The 16,662-nt window shown below is 50.3% G+C and carries 20 protein-coding genes; 5 read left to right on the forward strand and 15 right to left on the reverse strand.

The window, feature by feature from the left end; all coding sequences use genetic code 11:
• Positions 1-2: 2 nt before the first annotated feature.
• Positions 3-305 carry a helix-turn-helix domain-containing protein gene (locus B9G79_RS14505; protein ID WP_088566139.1) on the reverse strand — a complete coding sequence of 101 codons (303 nt, stop codon included), beginning with the start codon at positions 303-305 and terminating at the stop codon, positions 3-5.
• Between the two features lie 99 nt (positions 306-404).
• Positions 405-710 (reverse strand): septum formation initiator family protein, encoded by a 306-nt coding sequence (locus B9G79_RS14510; RefSeq protein ID WP_088566140.1) that lies wholly within the window; start codon positions 708-710, stop codon positions 405-407.
• Between the two features lie 154 nt (positions 711-864).
• Here B9G79_RS14510 and B9G79_RS14515 point away from each other — a divergent pair, with 154 nt between their 5' ends.
• Together B9G79_RS14515 and B9G79_RS14520 are read left to right on the forward strand one after the other, a co-directional pair.
• Positions 865-1,350 carry an ankyrin repeat domain-containing protein gene (locus tag B9G79_RS14515; RefSeq protein ID WP_088566141.1) on the forward strand — a complete coding sequence of 162 codons (486 nt, stop codon included), beginning with the start codon at positions 865-867 and terminating at the stop codon, positions 1,348-1,350.
• A gap of 3 nt (positions 1,351-1,353) precedes the next feature.
• Positions 1,354-2,787: a catalase gene (locus tag B9G79_RS14520; RefSeq protein WP_088566142.1), complete on the forward strand. Its 1,434-nt coding sequence runs from the start codon at positions 1,354-1,356 to the stop codon at positions 2,785-2,787.
• A 37-nt stretch (positions 2,788-2,824) separates the two neighbouring features.
• Here the strand turns inward: B9G79_RS14520 and B9G79_RS14525 are convergent, their stop codons facing one another.
• The 7 genes from B9G79_RS14525 to B9G79_RS14555 form a co-directional block, all read right to left on the reverse strand.
• Positions 2,825-3,202, reverse strand: a complete 378-nt coding sequence (locus B9G79_RS14525; protein WP_088566143.1) for a cupin domain-containing protein — start codon at positions 3,200-3,202, stop codon at positions 2,825-2,827.
• A 232-nt stretch (positions 3,203-3,434) separates the two neighbouring features.
• Positions 3,435-4,703, reverse strand: coding sequence for a phosphopyruvate hydratase (gene eno / locus B9G79_RS14530; protein WP_088566144.1), 1,269 nt, complete (start codon positions 4,701-4,703; stop codon positions 3,435-3,437).
• A complete protein-coding gene (locus B9G79_RS14535; protein WP_088566145.1) occupies positions 4,696-5,721 on the reverse strand; it encodes a hypothetical protein in 1,026 nt (341 codons plus the stop codon). The genes eno and B9G79_RS14535 overlap by 8 nt, the downstream gene beginning before the upstream one ends.
• A gap of 126 nt (positions 5,722-5,847) precedes the next feature.
• Positions 5,848-6,954 carry a CpaF family protein gene (locus B9G79_RS14540; RefSeq protein ID WP_088566146.1) on the reverse strand — a complete coding sequence of 369 codons (1,107 nt, stop codon included), beginning with the start codon at positions 6,952-6,954 and terminating at the stop codon, positions 5,848-5,850.
• Between the two features lie 24 nt (positions 6,955-6,978).
• A complete protein-coding gene (locus B9G79_RS14545; protein WP_232468713.1) occupies positions 6,979-7,491 on the reverse strand; it encodes a cupredoxin domain-containing protein in 513 nt (170 codons plus the stop codon).
• Complete coding sequence (locus B9G79_RS14550) at positions 7,451-7,729, reverse strand: cytochrome P450 (protein WP_011163343.1); 279 nt, start codon at positions 7,727-7,729, stop codon at positions 7,451-7,453. The genes B9G79_RS14545 and B9G79_RS14550 overlap by 41 nt, the downstream gene beginning before the upstream one ends.
• Positions 7,730-7,898: 169 nt before the next feature.
• Positions 7,899-8,516, reverse strand: coding sequence for a hypothetical protein (locus B9G79_RS14555; RefSeq protein ID WP_088566147.1), 618 nt, complete (start codon positions 8,514-8,516; stop codon positions 7,899-7,901).
• Between the two features lie 146 nt (positions 8,517-8,662).
• Here B9G79_RS14555 and B9G79_RS14560 point away from each other — a divergent pair, with 146 nt between their 5' ends.
• Together B9G79_RS14560 and B9G79_RS14565 are read left to right on the forward strand one after the other, a co-directional pair.
• Positions 8,663-9,445 carry a DsbA family protein gene (locus B9G79_RS14560; protein WP_088566148.1) on the forward strand — a complete coding sequence of 261 codons (783 nt, stop codon included), beginning with the start codon at positions 8,663-8,665 and terminating at the stop codon, positions 9,443-9,445.
• 115 nt (positions 9,446-9,560) lie between these two features.
• The gene (locus tag B9G79_RS14565) at positions 9,561-9,944 is read left to right on the forward strand and encodes a HEPN domain-containing protein (protein ID WP_088566149.1); all 384 of its coding nucleotides are present in this window, start codon (positions 9,561-9,563) and stop codon (positions 9,942-9,944) included.
• Positions 9,945-9,947: 3 nt separating this feature from the next.
• On the opposite strand, the gene B9G79_RS14570 is transcribed toward B9G79_RS14565, so the two are convergent.
• From B9G79_RS14570 to sfsA, 6 genes are all read right to left on the reverse strand, one after another.
• Entirely contained in the window at positions 9,948-10,304 is a 357-nt protein-coding gene (locus tag B9G79_RS14570) for a hypothetical protein (RefSeq protein ID WP_088566150.1), read from the reverse strand.
• On the reverse strand, positions 10,304-11,263 hold the full coding sequence (locus tag B9G79_RS14575) for a TonB-dependent receptor (protein WP_088566151.1): 960 nt from the start codon (positions 11,261-11,263) through the stop codon (positions 10,304-10,306). The genes B9G79_RS14570 and B9G79_RS14575 overlap by 1 nt, the downstream gene beginning before the upstream one ends.
• Positions 11,264-11,364: 101 nt before the next feature.
• Positions 11,365-11,829, reverse strand: a complete 465-nt coding sequence (locus tag B9G79_RS14580; RefSeq protein ID WP_088566152.1) for a hypothetical protein — start codon at positions 11,827-11,829, stop codon at positions 11,365-11,367.
• Between the two features lie 128 nt (positions 11,830-11,957).
• Positions 11,958-12,719 (reverse strand): murein L,D-transpeptidase catalytic domain family protein, encoded by a 762-nt coding sequence (locus tag B9G79_RS14585; RefSeq protein ID WP_088566153.1) that lies wholly within the window; start codon positions 12,717-12,719, stop codon positions 11,958-11,960.
• A 180-nt stretch (positions 12,720-12,899) separates the two neighbouring features.
• Positions 12,900-13,946 carry an NAD(P)-dependent alcohol dehydrogenase gene (locus tag B9G79_RS14590; protein WP_088566154.1) on the reverse strand — a complete coding sequence of 349 codons (1,047 nt, stop codon included), beginning with the start codon at positions 13,944-13,946 and terminating at the stop codon, positions 12,900-12,902.
• Between the two features lie 110 nt (positions 13,947-14,056).
• The gene (gene sfsA, locus B9G79_RS14595; protein ID WP_088566155.1) at positions 14,057-14,788 is read right to left on the reverse strand and encodes a DNA/RNA nuclease SfsA; all 732 of its coding nucleotides are present in this window, start codon (positions 14,786-14,788) and stop codon (positions 14,057-14,059) included.
• Positions 14,789-15,021: 233 nt separating this feature from the next.
• On the opposite strand from sfsA, the gene B9G79_RS14600 reads away from it, so the two are divergent.
• Complete coding sequence (locus B9G79_RS14600) at positions 15,022-16,662, forward strand: 2-oxo acid dehydrogenase subunit E2 (RefSeq protein WP_088566156.1); 1,641 nt, start codon at positions 15,022-15,024, stop codon at positions 16,660-16,662.

A 16,662-nucleotide genomic window follows, 5' to 3' on the forward strand; every position in this document is an offset into this window, starting at 1 on the left:
GCCTATTTCAATTCGGCTTTCACGCGAGTGAAATCGATTTGTTCCAGGGCATTTTTATCCAGCTCGTTTTCCGCAGCCGGAGTGTATTTGACTTCATCGCTGCAAGCTTCCGCCTGACGAAGAATGATCTCCAGATCGCCACGGATGGAGGACTCAACGGAACGGCGTCCTTCTTCCCAAGCTTCGATGTCACCAATTGAACAATGCAAACGACGGGCAAGATCGGATCGGCTCCAGCCCAAACGCAGGCGGAGGTCACGGAGAGATTCTTTATTCCAATCAAGCTGCTGATTATTATCTAGCATATAAACCCCTAGGATTACTTCACAAAGTATCCCTTTATAGAGCAGGAATACTATTTGTATTATACCCGGAAGACACTGGATAATGCGATGAGTTATGGACTATTGCTCTGGGAATACAAAGACGAGATCGTGTTCGCCCGCCAGATCCAATTTATCGCGAGCCTGGCGCTCAATAAATGAAGGATCCTTAGCCTGCTTAAGCTGACCGGACAAAGCCGCAATGTTCTGACGCGTCTGCTGGATCTCAAAAGAGATTCTTTCGAAATCACGGTGCAAACCCCACAGACGGAAGGCGTTTCCATTAAGAACGATGGAAACGGAGAAAATCAGCAAACAAACCAGCGCCACCTTCGTGGGACTGTTCAGAAATCGACGTAAACCAACTGCAAACTGTGTGTAAGACATGAATCCATTCTAGCTATATACCCAGACGAAGGCTACAGGACTGAAGCCTAGGTCCAGCCTGATCTTTATAGTTTTTATCAATAGTTCTCATATTTAATATCGATTCGATTTATAAGCCAATTTCACCGATCTTAGTGAAAGCAAGAGAGGTGTTATGAGAACGTGGGCAGACTATCTAAAAACAGCACAAACCGAAGATCCGGTTTTCGATGCTGTTCGCCAAAACGACTACAATCAAGTTATGACTTATCTGAAGAATCTGGGGAATCCCGATCTGAAAAATCACAAGGGTCATTCCCTGCTGATGCTCGCCGCCTATAACGGCCACCTTTCCCTGGTCAGCCTGCTGATCTCTTGTCGAGCGGATGTCAATTCGCGTGACAACAGTGGCAATACCATATTGATGGGCGTGGCTTTTAAAGGTCACGACAAGGTCGCCCGCCAGTTGTTACGAGCCGGTGCAGACCTGAACGCACGAAATCCGAAAGGACAGACCGCCCTGAGTTTTGCCGAGGCCTTTGGCCGCGATGACCTAGTACGCCTGTTCAATGAGCTTCAATCCGAACCCCCTGCCCAAGGATCACGCTTCTGGCGCCGTCTGCAGGCTTTATCCCAATTCTTCATCCCCGCACGAGGTTAATTTATGAAAAAGACACTAACAACATCCGCAGGTATTCCCGTTTCTGAAAATCAGCACAGCCTCACTTCCGGCCCCCGCGGACCGGTGGCTTTGCAGGACTATCACCTGATTGAAAAACTGGCGCACTTCAACCGCGAGCGCATCCCCGAGCGCGTGGTTCACGCCAAAGGCTCTGGCGCCTATGGTACCTTCACCGTCACCCATGACATCACCCGCTTCACGAAAGCGGCGATCTTTTCAAAGATCGGCAAAAAAACGGAAGCTTTCCTGCGCTTTTCCACGGTGGCTGGTGAAAAGGGTTCTGCCGACACCGAACGCGACCCCCGTGGCTTTGCCTTGAAGTTCTATACCGAAGAAGGCAACTGGGACATTGTCGGCAACAACACGCCCGTGTTCTTTGAACGTGATCCTTTGAAGTTCCCCGACTTTATCCACTCGCAAAAGCGCGATCCGCAGACGGGATACAAAAACCCGGTACGCATGTGGGATTACTGGTCAAAAGCTCCCGAGGCCCTGCACCAGATCACGATCCTATTCAGTGATCGTGGCATCCCGGATGGATATCGTTTTATGAATGGATACGGCAGCCACACATTCAGCTTTATCAACGACAAGAATGAACGTGTGTGGGTGAAGTTCCATTTCAAATCCATGCAAGGAATCAAAAACCTTTCTGTCGCCAAAGCAACCGAGCTGGCGGGATCTGATCCGGATTATGCCGGTCGCGATCTATTCGAGGCGATTGAAAGAAAAGAATTCCCGCGCTGGGCGCTGAAGGTGCAGATCATGACCGAACGTCAGGCCGAACAATTCCGCTTTGATCCGTTTGACCTTACCAAGGTGTGGCCGCACAGCGAGTTCCCGTTGATGGATGTGGGGATTCTTGAACTGAACAGAAATCCGGAAAACTACTTTGCTGAAGTCGAACAAGCCGCCTTTTCACCAAGCAACGTCCCGCCGGGCGTAGGCTTTTCACCGGACAAGATGCTGCAAGGACGCCTATTCGCCTATCCGGATGCACAACGCTATCGCCTGGGTGTGAACTATCAGTACCTGCCCGTGAATCGCCCGCATTCGGAAGTAAACAGCTATCACCGCGACGGCAGCATGAGGTTCGACGGCAACGGCGGAAGACAGGACAACTACGAACCCAATGGCTTTGGCGGGCCCGCACAGAACGAAAGCTTCAAAGAGCCTGCCCTGAGCTTATCAGGCACGCTGGATCGCCATGATTCCCATAAGGACAATGACGACTTCACGCAAGCCGGAAACTTGTATCGAATGCTCAGTGAAGAAGAAAAAGACAGATTAACCACAAACATCGCAGGCACGATGAAAACCATTTCAGAGTACCTGCAGACCAAAAACATAGAACACTTCAAAAGATGCGACCCGGATTATGGCGGCCGCATCGCCGCCAAATTGGGATTAGACTAACGAAAGGGCTCGTTGCACAACTTGCGCAACGGGCCTTTTAACCATAAACGACATCGGATTGCTCAAGACGACAACGAATCAGAACGAACTCGGCCACCTCACTGGATTGATTAGAAATAAAATGTGGCAACCCACTTTGTGCCTTAAAGCAAGCACTGTCACCGACCAGCAAGGTCAGCTCTTCGGAACCTTCCTTAGCAACGACACAGCCTTTGGTAACGAAAACCACTTCATCCGTGGCGTTATGAAAGTGAGGCGCCGATGAAGCCTTCCCAGGCCCCAATATCTCATGAGAAATAAAAAGCCCCTGAACCCCCAAAGCACCTGAAATCACCGACGACAAGGAAAACTCCTCACCCGTCTTCGACGACGTCAACTGACGAAAACTTCTATCGGCTAATCTATTTATTTCCATCTAAGTATCCTCAACAAAAAAACTTACGAACACTCCCTCCCAAAACGCAAAAAAGCCCGCCAAAGGCGAGCTTTTGAGCCAGTCCCCCAAAGCCACCCCAAAACCAAGGTCGCTCAAAAGGGTTCGAATGCAAGGCGGAGGGTTCTCTCCGAAACGGAGGCGTGCTCCAAGCACGTCGGAGAGAAGGAGAGAGCCCGACAACGAAGTCAGTCGGACCCTTTTCAGCGGCCGCCTATCGGAAGGCGGCTTTGTCCCAGTATAGGCCCATACCACCCAAGTCTTCTTCGATACGAAGAAGCTGGTTGTACTTCGCCGTTCTTTCACCACGGCACAAGCTGCCTGTTTTGATCTGATGACAGTTCAAGCCTACAGCCAGATCTGCGATCGTCACATCTTCAGTTTCACCAGAGCGGTGGGACATGATTGTGCGGAATTTATTACGTTGAGCCAGGTTCACAGCTTCGTAAGTCTCAGTCAAAGTACCGATTTGGTTTACTTTCACCAACAAAGCATTACCCGCTTTTTTCTCAAGACCCATGCGCAGACGTTTTGGATTGGTCACGAACAAATCGTCACCGATCAACTGCATCGTCGAGCCCATTTGAGCTGTGGACTGAACCCAGGAATCCCAGTCGTCTTCCGCGAAGCCGTCTTCGATGGAAACCAGAGGATATTTCTCTGCCCAGGATTTGTAGATGCCAAGAAGTTCGGTCGGGCTGATGTGACCACCCTGCCATTCGTATTTGCCTTCTTTGAACATTTCAGTTGCAGCCACGTCCAACGCCAGGAACACGTTCTGACCTGGATCGTAACCCGCGTCCACGATGGCGTTCATCAGCAAATCAAGAGCTTCCTGATTGGAGCCCAATTTCGGAGCAAAGCCACCTTCGTCACCTACGGCTGTGGAAAGACCTTTTTTCGCCAGGATCTTTTTCAAAGTGTGGAAGATCTCAGTACCTGCACGCAGGGACTCAGCGTAAGAGTTGTTCACAGTTGGAACGATCATGAATTCCTGAATGTCCAAACCGTTGTTCGCGTGCGCGCCCCCGTTGAGAACGTTCATCAATGGAACCGGTAAGCGAGAAGCCTGGGAACCACCAACGTAACGATACAAAGGCAAACGGCAGTCTTGCGCCGCTGCTTTTGCAACTGCCAAAGACACACCCAGGATTGCATTCGCGCCCAGATTGGATTTGTTTTCAGTGCCGTCGATGTCGCGCAGAATTTTGTCGATGTAAACCTGCTCAGTTGCCTGAAGGCCCACGATCTCTGGAGCGATTTTTTCGCGAACATTGTCGACAGCTTTGTAAACGCCTTTACCCAGGAAACGGTTTTTGTCGCCATCGCGAAGCTCGCAAGCTTCGTGCGCGCCAGTGGAGGCACCAGATGGAACTGCTGCGCGGCCGGTGTTGCCGTCAGCCGTTGTAACTTCAACCTCTACAGTCGGGTTTCCACGGCTGTCCAGGATTTCACGAGAGATGACACTGATGATTTCAGACATGTTGATTTCCTTCTTTCTCGGCGTTTTTATTCATCGTTTTCTTAACCAGATCCATGCTTTCAAAGACAGTGCGCGGGTACTGGGTTTTTACAAACTCCCAGTCAACGCGTCTCATGGCCTCTTTCACTGCCGGGGTCATTTTCCCCTGGGCCGCAAGCATGGTGATCAGTTGCTGGGCGCGCACCATATAGTCATGCAGACGCGCCAGATTCTGACTTAAAACATAGCCCGGAGTTTCGCTGTCGAAATTCAGGTGGGACAAAGAGCCTTCGTGAGGCAGCAGCGAAGACGCTGCATTCTCTGGCACTTCCGCCTGAACGCCGGTGGCGGACTTCAGATTCTGTTTTTCAATTGTACGGATTCTTTCCTCAAGGTCACCGACATATTTCTGAAGATCTTCACGCTCACGCTGGGTGCGCTGAAGATCATCGATCAGACTTTGGAACAAGGCCGGGCTGACCTGATGGCCGACCGATTCACTGAAGATCGAACTTTGCTGGGTCGACCAGTTCAACTGAATGGTGATGCCTTCCCAGTGACAAACCGCCGCCGGCTGACCGACGTAAACCGGCAGGGACTCGAACGCGGCCTTCAGGTAAGTCGTCACCAGCGGATATTGTTCTGCCGGCAAAGGCAGATCAAACGAGATGCTGGCTTCATCACGGCGAAGATTTTCAATCGGTGGTTTTGGAGAGATAAAGTAAGAAAGGAACTGCTCAGGCTGGTTAAAGATTTCCTGAGGATGCGGCATCATGCGCAGAACGCTGTCCAGCACTCCCCACGCACGCAACTCCGGCCCTTCATGTCCCGCACGCTGCAGAATGTTTTCTTCTCGCTTCAGCGGAAGTCGCAGGACGGTTTCCAGAAAGTTTTCCATTTCAGGCGCAGTCATCCAATAAGACGAGTCTTTGAGCAATTCCATCGGAAGATGGATCTGCTCATACAGCGGGCTGAGGTCTTCGCCTTGCTGCTCCAGAACGGTTAAAACTGCGTTTGAAATCTTACAACTAAAGTGCACGAAGAAGGTCTTAGCCTAGTTTTTCCACTCTTTAAACACAAAAAAACGAACGATATTTCACTCTGCGCAGAGCAGCTGCGTTATAGGATTGACGCGGCGTAGATGTAAAAAGTCACCAGGCACCTTTTAGGCTACTTTTGCGAATTTGGATTTTGGGAAGGGAAGATTATTGTCGATGATCTCTTCCATGAACGACGGCACGTTGCCTGTGGGCTGGAGTTTTCCTTCCAGGGTTCCGTCGGGACGGCGTGTTAGACGGGACATTTCAAAGATCGGGATCACGTTGTATGAACCATCCGCACTGAATCCGCGCACTTCGCTGATTGCTGCGATACGGCGAGATCCGTCCGAAAAACGTGAGACCTGGATAATAATTTCAATCGCCGAAGACACCTGAGAACGCAAAGCCTTCTCACTGATCTTCGCATCGCCCCCTTGGGCAAGAGCTTCCAAACGCACAATCGCATCTTCCGGCGTGTTGGCGTGGACCGTTCCCATACATCCCTTGTGACCGGTATTCATGGCGTTCAGCAGCTCCATGGCTTCACTGGAACGAACCTCCCCGACGATAATTCGGTCGGGACGCAAACGCAGAGCGGACTTCAAAAGATCCTTGATCGTGACTTCACCCTTACCCATGGCATCGGCCTGGCGGGTTTCAAACATCACCACATGCTCGTAATCAACCTGCAGCTCGGAGGAGTCTTCAATCACCATCACGCGCTGACCTTTCGGAATGCGCGTGCACAAAAGTGAAAGCAATGTTGTTTTACCGGAACCCGTACCACCGCTGACAATGATGTTTTTTCCCAGGAACATGCAGATGTCCAGGAAACGGGCCCCGTCCTCGGTGATCGCACCAAAGCGGATATAGTCAGCAAAAGTGATTTTGTTGTTCGTGAATTTACGAATGGAAAGTGTCGTGCCCTTGCGAGACATCGGCGGGATCACCGCCGCGATACGGGAACCATCCGGAAGACGCGCGTCCAGACGAGGCGATTCGTCGTCGATACGTCGACCCACGCTTTGCGCGATGCTGTTCACCGCCGCACGCAGATCATCCTCTGACGGAAAAGACTCGGAAACCCTTTCGAGCTTACCCTTTCTTTCCACGAAGATTTCTTTATGGCCATTGATAAGAATTTCGGACACACCCTTGTCATCCAGGTATTTCGCAACAGGACCGAGATTCTGCTGAATGGTCTGTTTGAAAACGTTCGACTGGTCAGACATGGGTGCCTTTCCTCAGATAAAAAATTACTTGGATGCCGGCATACGATCAGGCGTTGCCGCATCGGAATAGATGATGAACTTCCCTTGCACTGCCGTTTCCGGACACTGGTAAGAGAAAATTCCATCTGTTTTTGGCGTCACATGGAAAGTCTTCTGTTCGCCAAACACCGTGTTGTGGTGCTCAGAGAAAGCATCCAGCACAAAGCTGACGTTCTTTTCCTTGTTGTTCACGTTCACCACGTGAATGCGATAGTTACCGCCCTTTTTCAGGCGCACCTGCGCAGGAACGAAACCTTTTTCCGTATTCATGATGACGATATCTTGAGTCGGTTCAACCGTATCAAACACCTTGCTGAGAATGTTGACGGACTGATCCTCCTGCACGCTGGCCGGCAGGCGGTCTTCATTTTTAACCTTGTTGAATTCTACCTGACGACGGGAGAAGTCCACTTCCCACGCATTCGCGACAGACGAAAGCAACAACAGGCAAAGAACCTTAGTGCAACTCTGTGCGATCCTGGAACTCACAAAACTCACGGGCCACCTCCATAGCGATATAATTCACGGATCTTGGATCCATCATGTGGAGCTTCTGAACCAGAAGGTCTTTGTCGCCACGGCAGCCGTTGATTGTCTGAAATGCGTCACTCAGGATCTGTGGGTTCGCCATCATCTCGCGTGTGACTTCGGACCAATCAAGTTTCAATACAGGGTCGATCGCCCCTACTGTGTAGAGAGCATCGAACACTAATTGCAAATCGCCTTGCAGAAACATCGAATCCTCCTAATTGCTCAAGGGCATCCAGCCCACATGGTGTTTCTATCGGTAGGAGTTCATTAGAACTTGAGTCAATTTGAGGCGATTTTTGAAGACTTGAGGAGATCTATCGTTTGACGCTGGCCCAGAGTCGAAGCAGACCTGGGCCCGGTCCGGTCGAGGGAAATTACTGTTCGGAGGCGGCAGATTCTGCCGGTTTTTCAGACGGAGTTTCGCTTTTATGGGTCAGAATACTGCCGGCGATCTCAGAAGGAGATGTCGTGTCCTTCATCATGCGCAGCTTTCTTTCACTGATTGCGTCCTTCGTGACTTCGATTTTTGCGTCACGAATACGCTCTGCAATCTTTCTTTCAAAACCGTCATTTTTCGCATGGGGCTTGATTTCCGCCAGCAAATTCTCGAGGAAAATGACGTAGGTCACCTGCACCACCGGCTTAAAAGCACGAGGATTCTTCAGGGCGTTGATGGCCTCGTCAGTAAGTTGACTGATCGTTTTTTCCCAGGACTCCAACTCATCCAAATTTGAACGCAAAGGAGACACTACTTTCTCGATCATCTCGTCATCATTGGGGCGTGCATACACTGCCTGAAGTGCCTCTTTCAGTGGCACAGCTTTGCCGCTGGAAGACTTTTTCGATTCTTTAACCTTGTCACTGACCAACTGATTCATCTGATCCAGATCCTTCAGTGCCAATTGAGAATAGTTAAACAGCAGACCAGCATGCGCCGTTCCGCCAAGAAACATAACCGCGAACATTGTTAAAAGGAAATTTGATTTATTCATAGAAGTCAGTTTAAAGGGGTCTCAGAGTGAGACAAGTCCTAATTAGCAGGACCTTGGACCGGGATTTTTTCCTTCCCTCTAAACTGAAAATGATGTCAATATAAAGGGGCTCAAAAAATTACAATCATCCATCTTGGAGGAAGACATTGAAAGCACTTAAGTTATTTGGAATTTCAGCACTGGCACTTACATTGGTAAACTGTGCCCCTTCAGCTAAACAACTCAAGGAAGCAGTAGAAAAAGATCCGAGCATCGTGTTCGCAGCGATCGAAAAAGATCCAGAGCAATTCATTGAAGTGGTGAACAAAGCCGCTCAAAACGCTCAACGTAAAGCTCAGGAAAAAGCTGTTGCCGAAGAAGGCAAAAAGCGTGACGACGAATTCAAAAACCCATTGAAACCGGCTATCGAAGAAGGCCGCGTTATCTTTGGCCCTAAAGACGCTAAAGTGACTATCATTGAATACTCTGACTTCGAGTGCCCATACTGCGCTAAAGGTCATGCAACTGTTGATGAAGTGATGAAAGCTTACCCTAAGGACGTTCGCGTTGTTTACAAGCACCTTCCTTTGGATTTCCACCCAATGGCAATGCCTGCAGCTCAGTACTTCGAAGCTATCGCTTTGCAAGACGCTGCCAAAGCTGAAAAGTTCTACAACCTGGTATTCGAAAACCAAGGTGAGTTGAGAACTAAAAAAGAAGGCGCATTGAAAGATGCCGCTAAAAAAGCTGGCGCGGACATGGCGAAACTTCAAAAAGATCTTAACTCTGAAGTGGTTAAGAAACGTATCGAAGCTGACATGGAAGAAGCTCGTAAATTCAACTTCTCCGGTACTCCAGGCTTCCTGATCAACGGCGTTTCCCTGCGTGGCGCTTATCCGTTCGCTGATTTCAAAGAAATCATCGACCGTCACTTGGCTGAAGCGAAGTAATCTTTTTTAAAGATCGAACTTCAAAAACCCACAGTTTGAAAAAACTGTGGGTTTTTTTATTTGCGCGGTACAGGTCCAGCCACTAAAGTAATCGTAACAACACCAAGGAGCTCCTATGAGCGCACACGCAAAGTCCATGATCCTTAAAGCGCAGGACGATCTCGACACCGCCAAGAAGCATTTGTCCGACGATACCCAGCACGATTTGGTGGGCTATAATCTGGCGCAAGCCTGCGAAAAGTTTCTGAAAGCTCTGTGTGAAATGCGCGGCTTGGAATACCCTCACGATGAAGAGGGGCATGATCTGGACGCTTTGATGCAGGTTTTGGAAGAGGGCAATTTCTCTGCCATTTCCTCCCACGCCGACATTATTGAACTGACCCCTTACAACTCCCCGAGCGCCCACATCCGCAAAGACGAGCGCCTGGATATGGAAGAGTACATGGGTTACGTTGAAAACTTGAAAAAACTGGTCGGCGAACAACTTCGCCTGCTGTAGTCGCTATTTTCCGACAGCGCCGCTGGAAGGGGCCTTTTCATCAACTGTGAGAGGCCTTTTTGAGGCGTTGCTAAGCTTCCACTGCCCCCGTTCATTTCGCCACAGCACCTGAGTTTCCCCCGCACGCTTCAGCTTTACCATGTAACAGACTTCATTGGCTTCGGCTCTGCGCGGGCGTTCCATCGGCAGACACAGACGCTGCACTTGGGGGCTGCCGCCATCCTTCAAATACACATAGATGTCTTCACGGGTGTTTTTGGAAAGATCCACCGCGAAGGAATCCAGCACACAACGCAAGCCCGGACACTTTAACAAAGTATTCAAAGACTTTTGGGCTTCCACCAAAGATAACAACTCCATTAGCGTGTCCCCTTCCCGCTTTTGCCAGTCGAGGATTTGCCGGAAGATGGTTTTCCTCCACCATAAGATCCCACGGGCGCTTTGGCCACCTTTCGGCATTCCGGCGAAAGCACGTATTCATCAAAGGCCGCATACCGGGTGTTCAGTTTTGCGCAGGCGTCCGTGTCAGCGGGGCAAGTTTGCCCTTGTTTGGCCAGATTGGCGTTGAACTTGGCTTGCGCTTCTGGCGAGGCCATCACGCTGCAATTGAGCCCCTCGTCCCAGCCGGCATCGACATAGTCCGCCCAGCGAAATTCCCTCACTTGAGTCCACTTGCCTTGAGAACAGCGGAAGTAAGGATTCGGCCCCTCGGCCAAAGCATGATAAAACAAGATTCCCTGATAGTTCGCCATGGCATCGGCATAGGAAATGGTGCCCGTGGATGCCCCGCCCGAATAGCCTTTTTCAGATCCCAAACTGGAATGCAGGGCTGTGGACATGCGATAGCCACTTTGACGATAAGGTGTGTAGAACTCAAAACCCTGATCGATGAAGTGGCCGAATTTATCCGTGCCCACCAACTGGCCGTTTACCTTCACCGTGGAAGCAAGCTTCAAACGGTTGAAAACCCAGCCATTATCCAACACGCCATCATAGACCGACTGCTGTGCCGTCATCTCGCGTTTGGCGATTTCGGAATTATCTTCGGCCCAGGACTCCAACGAACCAATAAAGAATCTTGCATCATTCAGATCGTGAAACAAAATACGCAATTTGCGTGGGTCGCTGCAGGAAATACCTTCAGCACTTGCTTCTGCCTGCAGCTCTTGCAGGCGCTTGTTCATCTCGCGATCAAAAATTTCAGTGCTGTCGGGAAGACTTTTGTTTCGCCCGGTCAGATTGTCAGTTTCCTTGGCTTGCGCAGAAACCACAAAGACGGAAAGCAGAGTTGGCAGAAGTACAGAATGCAGAAAGCTCATAGGACTTCTTATCGGAGGAACGATAAACTCCTATGAGCGAAAAGAAAAAAGCGAATCAGACTTTCATTTGAAGGCGCTAAACAGATTTGGCGCCCCCGTTCTTACTGCTGCAGGCTTACGACATCTGTGAACAGACCAAGAACTTCCTTGGGCTTTTCGATACGGCTAAAAAGACTGTACTTGCGAGCGCAAATAAGCTTCAGCGACGTATCAATGTCTCTGTTCGAAGAATAGATGAACGATTTGGTATAGATTTTTTGAGTCTCCAGATCCAGGCCCTTGTCATTGTCAACAACACTCACCACCGTAAACTTCAAACCCGCTGGTAATACAATCAAACCCTGAGCATTTACATACTGGCTGTTGCGCAGGTTGTTTCCCACCAGACTGATGTAGCAGTGGTCATTCTTGTATTGTGTATAGAAAGACTGACTGGAACGGCTGTTCTGAGCATCAAAAGCAATGTCTTTTTTTAGAACCAGCTGCATCTGCGTCTGAGCCAGAGAAACACTTGAAAGCAGAGAAAGCCCGATAGTGACTGCAAATAAACGAAAAGTGGTAAGCATAAACATCCTTTCTGAAAGGAGCATATGCTTACCACAACTGTTTTGATACTGTCGGACCTATCAATGGGCCCCTTGAGTATTTATAAATTTTCCCTGTTCCCAAATAACGCCGAAACGCCCCTGAGCGTTTATTTAAAGGCGTAAAGAAGGCTGCCACCCTTGATCAGATTGATAACCTTGTCACGGTTGGCTTGAGAAACCGCCGGACATCCCCAACTGCGTCCCTGGATCACGTTGGAATCCTGAACATAACTTGCCCCGTGCACAACGATGGCGCGCGAGCGGGCATTGGAGTTCGTCGTGGACAGGCCATCCAGGCGCAGGGAATAGCCGTTGCTGCCCTGATAGGTCTCTGCCGTTTTATAGAAACCCAATGAAGACGCGTTGGAGCCTTCCACGTTGCTGAACTTTTCTGCGAAGCCGTCGTGATTGCTGTCAGAGCCTTTGCCGTGAGAAACGTGAACATTCCACACTGCGCCCGTTTTCATGTCGATAAAGTACCAGCGTTTCTGTGTGGACTTCTGACTGAAATCCAACACTGAGATCACCGCCTGATTTTTGAACTTCGCCTTGTTTTCGTGGAAGTACAAAACTGCTGTTTCCAAAGCCTTGGTTGGAACAATGTGATTTGGATCCAGGTGCTGATACTGACTTAGCACATCGTCATTCGGGTTGGTCGCGACTGGTGGCGGGGTTTCAGGCTCCACGAGCCCCGGCGTTTCGGTGCTTGGCAACTCGGTGCCACCCTGAGCAGAGTTTCCATCCGCCGGCTGTTGGGCTGCGGGTTCATTATTAGGGTCATCTGGCAGAACCGGAATTCCAGGTCCGCAGGCTGCCAGCAGAAGTGTTGTGGAAAGTACTGCGAGTGTTTTAGCGCGTAAGAAAGACATCGTGCCGATCCTCCGTTGGTTGTTCCCAGAGAAAATCGGTCACTCGTATTTAAAACTTTAAAGACTGTGGAATTGCCTGAATATTTATCAGCGGTTCAGAGGGAAAGTGTCAGCTTTTTTGACACTTTCCCGACCAAAAAACAGGTCCAGAAAAACTGTCGAACAGATGCTCTGCCTGCCTTACTTCAGCGAAGCGATGTCGATAACGAAGCGATAGCGCACGTCGCCCTTCAACATTCTTTCGTAAGCTTCATTGATTTTGTCGATGGCAATCAGTTCAATGTCCGACGTGACACCTTTGGCAGCGCAGAAATCCAGCATCTCCTGAGTTTCTGCAATCCCCCCGATCAGAGAGCCCGCAAGACTGCGACGCGCACCAATCAATGGGAAGGCGTGAATGGCCTCTGGCTTGTCAGGTACACCCAATAGCACCATCGTGCCATCCCGTTTTAACAACTGCAGGTGCGCCCCCAAGTCAATCGGCGCCGACACCGTGTTGATGATCAGATCAAACTTGCGATTGTATTTTTTGAAAGTTTCACTTTCTGAAGTCGCCGCATAGTCATGCGCCCCCAGACGGTGGGCATCATCTTTTTTCTTGTTTGAAGAGCTCAGCACAGTGACTTCCGCCCCCATTGCAGCCGCCAGCTTCACAGCCATGTGACCAAGGCCTCCCAAGCCCATCACCGCCACTTTGCTGCCCGGGCCCACTTTCCAATGACGAAGCGGCGAATAGGTGGTGATTCCTGCGCACAACAAAGGTGCCGCTTTATCCAAAGGAAGTTTGGGTGAAATGCTTAGGACAAAATCCTGATTCACCACGATCTGCGTGGAGTACCCGCCTTGGGTGACGGTCTTGCCGTCTTTTTCAAGCGAGTTGTAAGTGCCAACAAAACCGTTTTCACAGTATTGCTCCAGTCCTTCGTCACAGGAACTGCAGTGACGGCAGGAATCCACCAGACAACCCACGCCGACAGAATCACCGACTTTGAATTTCTTCACGTTGCTGCCGACTTTAACGACCTTGCCAACGATTTCATGCCCCGGAACCATCGGGAATTTGGAGCCGCCCCATTCATCACGCACCTGATGCAGGTCCGAGTGACAAACTCCGCAAAAGTGGATGTCGATCTGGACATCGTCGACGCCAGGATCACGACGCTCAAATTTAAAAGGTTTCAGAGGTTCTTTGGATTGGTATGCGGCGTAGGCATTCACAGGAATCATACGAGTTTCTCCTTCAAGATAATGAGAGGTTAGGCTCGTATTGAGGTCATGACAACCCATGACCCCGAGATTAAAACTTTGGCCCACAAAGAATGTGGGACTGCAGGAAACTACATTTTCAGAGGCAGCAGTGTCTCAGACAACTCGACTGATTCCGGAGTCAGATCCAGCACGAAAGGCGACACGCGCAAACCTTTTTGATGAGCTTCGCGCAGCAGACGACCATATTCCGGATCAATGTCATCTGCCGGAGAAAATGATCCGCAGTCGTGACGCTGGATTGTGAACACGATTTCCGCAGTGTGGCCTTGCTCTATCAACGCCATCAACTCGCGCAAATGCTTTTGTCCGCGCTCGGTCACTGCATCCGGAAACTTCGCCGTGCTATCTTCAGCCAGGGTGACGTTCTTGACTTCAATGAAGTGCATTTTATCACTGTTGTTTTTCTTTAAGGCAAAATCCAGACGGGTTTCAGCGCTGATTTTATATTCCGGCTTTACTTCGTCAAAAGCCGCCCAGTGAGCAAAACCGCCCACAACCTCTTTTTTATGGCCGACAACATGATGAAGGGTTTCGCGCACCACGGTGTTCGGAGTGGCCGTGTTGACCCCCACCCAGGAACCTGTCGGCGACTTGATCATTTCCAGAGTGTATTTCAACTTTCGTTCAGGATTGGTGCTTTCAGAGAACAGGCAATGCTGGCCGGGATTGTTTACACTTTTTAAACTGCCGGTATTGGGAACGTGGGCGGTCACCTGCTGCCCTTGGAACTCGATATCCGCAAAGAAGCGCTTATAACGCTTTAGAAAAATACCTTCTTGCAGCTTGCTGTGAAACTTCATAGGAACCCCAATCTTCAAGTCAAAACCAACACCCTGAAATTAGTCCCTGAAAGGGCCTTTTGTCGACCCCTTTCAAAGCCCCCCGCCCCGCCCGCAACCTATTGGAAACCGTGGAAAAATCACACTGTTACGTGGCATCCTGTGACGACTGATTTTCAATACCGTTTATGCTGCGTGTTATCCCGTGCAAATGCTCTAGGGTGAGTCTAGAACGAGGTGTTTTAGATTTAGATATGAACAACGAAAGGAACTCTCGCAACATGGCAACTGATGTGAAACTGCCCGAGCTTGGAGAAGGCGTTACTGAAGGTGAATTGGTAAAATGGTTGGTAAAACCAGGCGATGCGGTCAAAGCGGACCAGGCTATCGCGGAAGTATTGACTGACAAAGCAACGGTAGAAGTTCCGTCACCGGTTGCAGGTGTCGTAAAAGATCTTAAATTCAAATCCGGCGACGTTGTAAAAGTCGGCGCGACGATGATCACTCTTGATGGTGCAGGCGCTGCAAAACCAGCAGCCGCTCAACCGGCAGCAGCAGCTCCGGCTCCAGCAGCTTCCACTCCAGCTCCGGCTGCAGGTGGCGGTAAGGCACAAGACGTAAAATTGCCTGAACTGGGCGAGGGCGTGACTGAGGGCGAACTGGTTAAATGGTTGGTAAAACCAGGTGACTCTGTAAAAGCAGATCAGGCGATCGCTGAAGTTCTGACGGACAAAGCGACTGTGGAAGTTCCGACTCCAGTGGCTGGTGTTGTAAAAGAATTGAAATTCAAATCCGGCGACGTGGTAAAAGTCGGTTCCACCATGATCATCCTTGAGGGTGCAGGTGGTGCCGCGGCTCCGAAAGCGGCTCCAAGTGCTGGTCCAGTGCAGTCTGCGCCTGCACACTCCGCGGCTCCTGCTGCGAAGGCAGCAGCTCCAGTGGCAACTGCTTCCAGCGACATCTTCCCACCTGTGGCAGACTCCAAAGTTCTGGCGACTCCGGCGACTCGTCGTCTAGCGCGTGAAATGGGCGTTGATATCAACTCTCTTACCGGAACTGGCCTTGCGGGTCGCGTGACTCGTGAAGACGTTATGTCCTCCGGTGGTGGCGCAGCTCCGGCAGCAGCGAAAGCGGCTCCAGCAGCAGCGGCTATGTCCATCCCGAAACCAGCATACCAAGGCCCGGCAGGCGCAGCGGAAGAGCGCGTTCCTCTGATCGGTATCCGCAAGAAGATCGCTGAAAACATGCAGCGTTCTAAACACGTGATCCCGCACTTCACCATCATGGATGAAGCGAAAGTGGATGCGATGGTTGCTCTTCGCGAAAGCCTGAAAGAACACGCAGAGAAAAACGGCACGAAGATCACTTACCTTCCTATCGTTATGAAGGCTTTGATCGCGACGATCCGCGAATTCCCGATGTTCAATGCATCTATCGACGATGCGGCTGGCGAAATCGTTTACAAAAAGTACTTCAACCTGGGCTTCGCAGCGGACACTCCAAACGGTCTTGTTGTTCCAGTGATCAAAAACGCGGACCAGAAGTCCATCCTGGAAATCTCCAAAGAGATCCTGGATCTTTCCAAGCGTGCGCGTGACGGCAAATTGAAACCGGATGAAATGAAGGGTGCAACTATCACTGTGACGAACATCGGTTCTATCGGTGGCACATACGCGACTCCAGTGATCAACCACCCTGAAGTGGCGATCCTGGGCATGTACAAAATCGACGAAAAAGTGGTTCTGAAAAACGGCCAGGTTTCCGCGATTAAAGTTATGAACTACACAATGACTGCCGATCACCGTTTGATCGACGGCGCTGTCGCTGCAAGATTCCTTGCTGCCTTCATCGGCCGCATCGAAAACCCAGGCAAACTATTGGTGGAGCTAATTTAA

This window comes from Bdellovibrio bacteriovorus (genome assembly GCF_002208115.1).
GTDB classification, from domain to species: domain Bacteria; phylum Bdellovibrionota; class Bdellovibrionia; order Bdellovibrionales; family Bdellovibrionaceae; genus Bdellovibrio; species Bdellovibrio bacteriovorus_C.

Bases quoted from the DNA above. Each gene is read 5' to 3' on its own strand.
- B9G79_RS14505 (WP_088566139.1), bottom strand. From the start codon at position 305: ATGCTAGATAATAATCAGCAGCTTGATTGGAATAAAGAATCTCTCCGT.
- B9G79_RS14510 (WP_088566140.1), bottom strand. From the start codon at position 710: ATGTCTTACACACAGTTTGCAGTTGGTTTACGTCGATTTCTGAACAGT.
- B9G79_RS14515 (WP_088566141.1), top strand. From the start codon at position 865: ATGAGAACGTGGGCAGACTATCTAAAAACAGCACAAACCGAAGATCCG.
- B9G79_RS14520 (WP_088566142.1), top strand. From the start codon at position 1,354: ATGAAAAAGACACTAACAACATCCGCAGGTATTCCCGTTTCTGAAAAT.
- B9G79_RS14525 (WP_088566143.1), bottom strand. From the start codon at position 3,202: ATGGAAATAAATAGATTAGCCGATAGAAGTTTTCGTCAGTTGACGTCG.
- eno (WP_088566144.1), bottom strand. From the start codon at position 4,703: ATGTCTGAAATCATCAGTGTCATCTCTCGTGAAATCCTGGACAGCCGT.
- B9G79_RS14540 (WP_088566146.1), bottom strand. From the start codon at position 6,954: ATGTCTGACCAGTCGAACGTTTTCAAACAGACCATTCAGCAGAATCTC.
- B9G79_RS14550 (WP_011163343.1), bottom strand. From the start codon at position 7,729: ATGTTTCTGCAAGGCGATTTGCAATTAGTGTTCGATGCTCTCTACACA.
- B9G79_RS14555 (WP_088566147.1), bottom strand. From the start codon at position 8,516: ATGAATAAATCAAATTTCCTTTTAACAATGTTCGCGGTTATGTTTCTT.
- B9G79_RS14565 (WP_088566149.1), top strand. From the start codon at position 9,561: ATGAGCGCACACGCAAAGTCCATGATCCTTAAAGCGCAGGACGATCTC.
- B9G79_RS14570 (WP_088566150.1), bottom strand. From the start codon at position 10,304: ATGGAGTTGTTATCTTTGGTGGAAGCCCAAAAGTCTTTGAATACTTTG.
- B9G79_RS14575 (WP_088566151.1), bottom strand. From the start codon at position 11,263: ATGAGCTTTCTGCATTCTGTACTTCTGCCAACTCTGCTTTCCGTCTTT.
- B9G79_RS14580 (WP_088566152.1), bottom strand. From the start codon at position 11,829: ATGCTTACCACTTTTCGTTTATTTGCAGTCACTATCGGGCTTTCTCTG.
- B9G79_RS14585 (WP_088566153.1), bottom strand. From the start codon at position 12,719: ATGTCTTTCTTACGCGCTAAAACACTCGCAGTACTTTCCACAACACTT.
- B9G79_RS14590 (WP_088566154.1), bottom strand. From the start codon at position 13,946: ATGATTCCTGTGAATGCCTACGCCGCATACCAATCCAAAGAACCTCTG.
- sfsA (WP_088566155.1), bottom strand. From the start codon at position 14,788: ATGAAGTTTCACAGCAAGCTGCAAGAAGGTATTTTTCTAAAGCGTTAT.
- B9G79_RS14600 (WP_088566156.1), top strand. From the start codon at position 15,022: ATGAACAACGAAAGGAACTCTCGCAACATGGCAACTGATGTGAAACTG.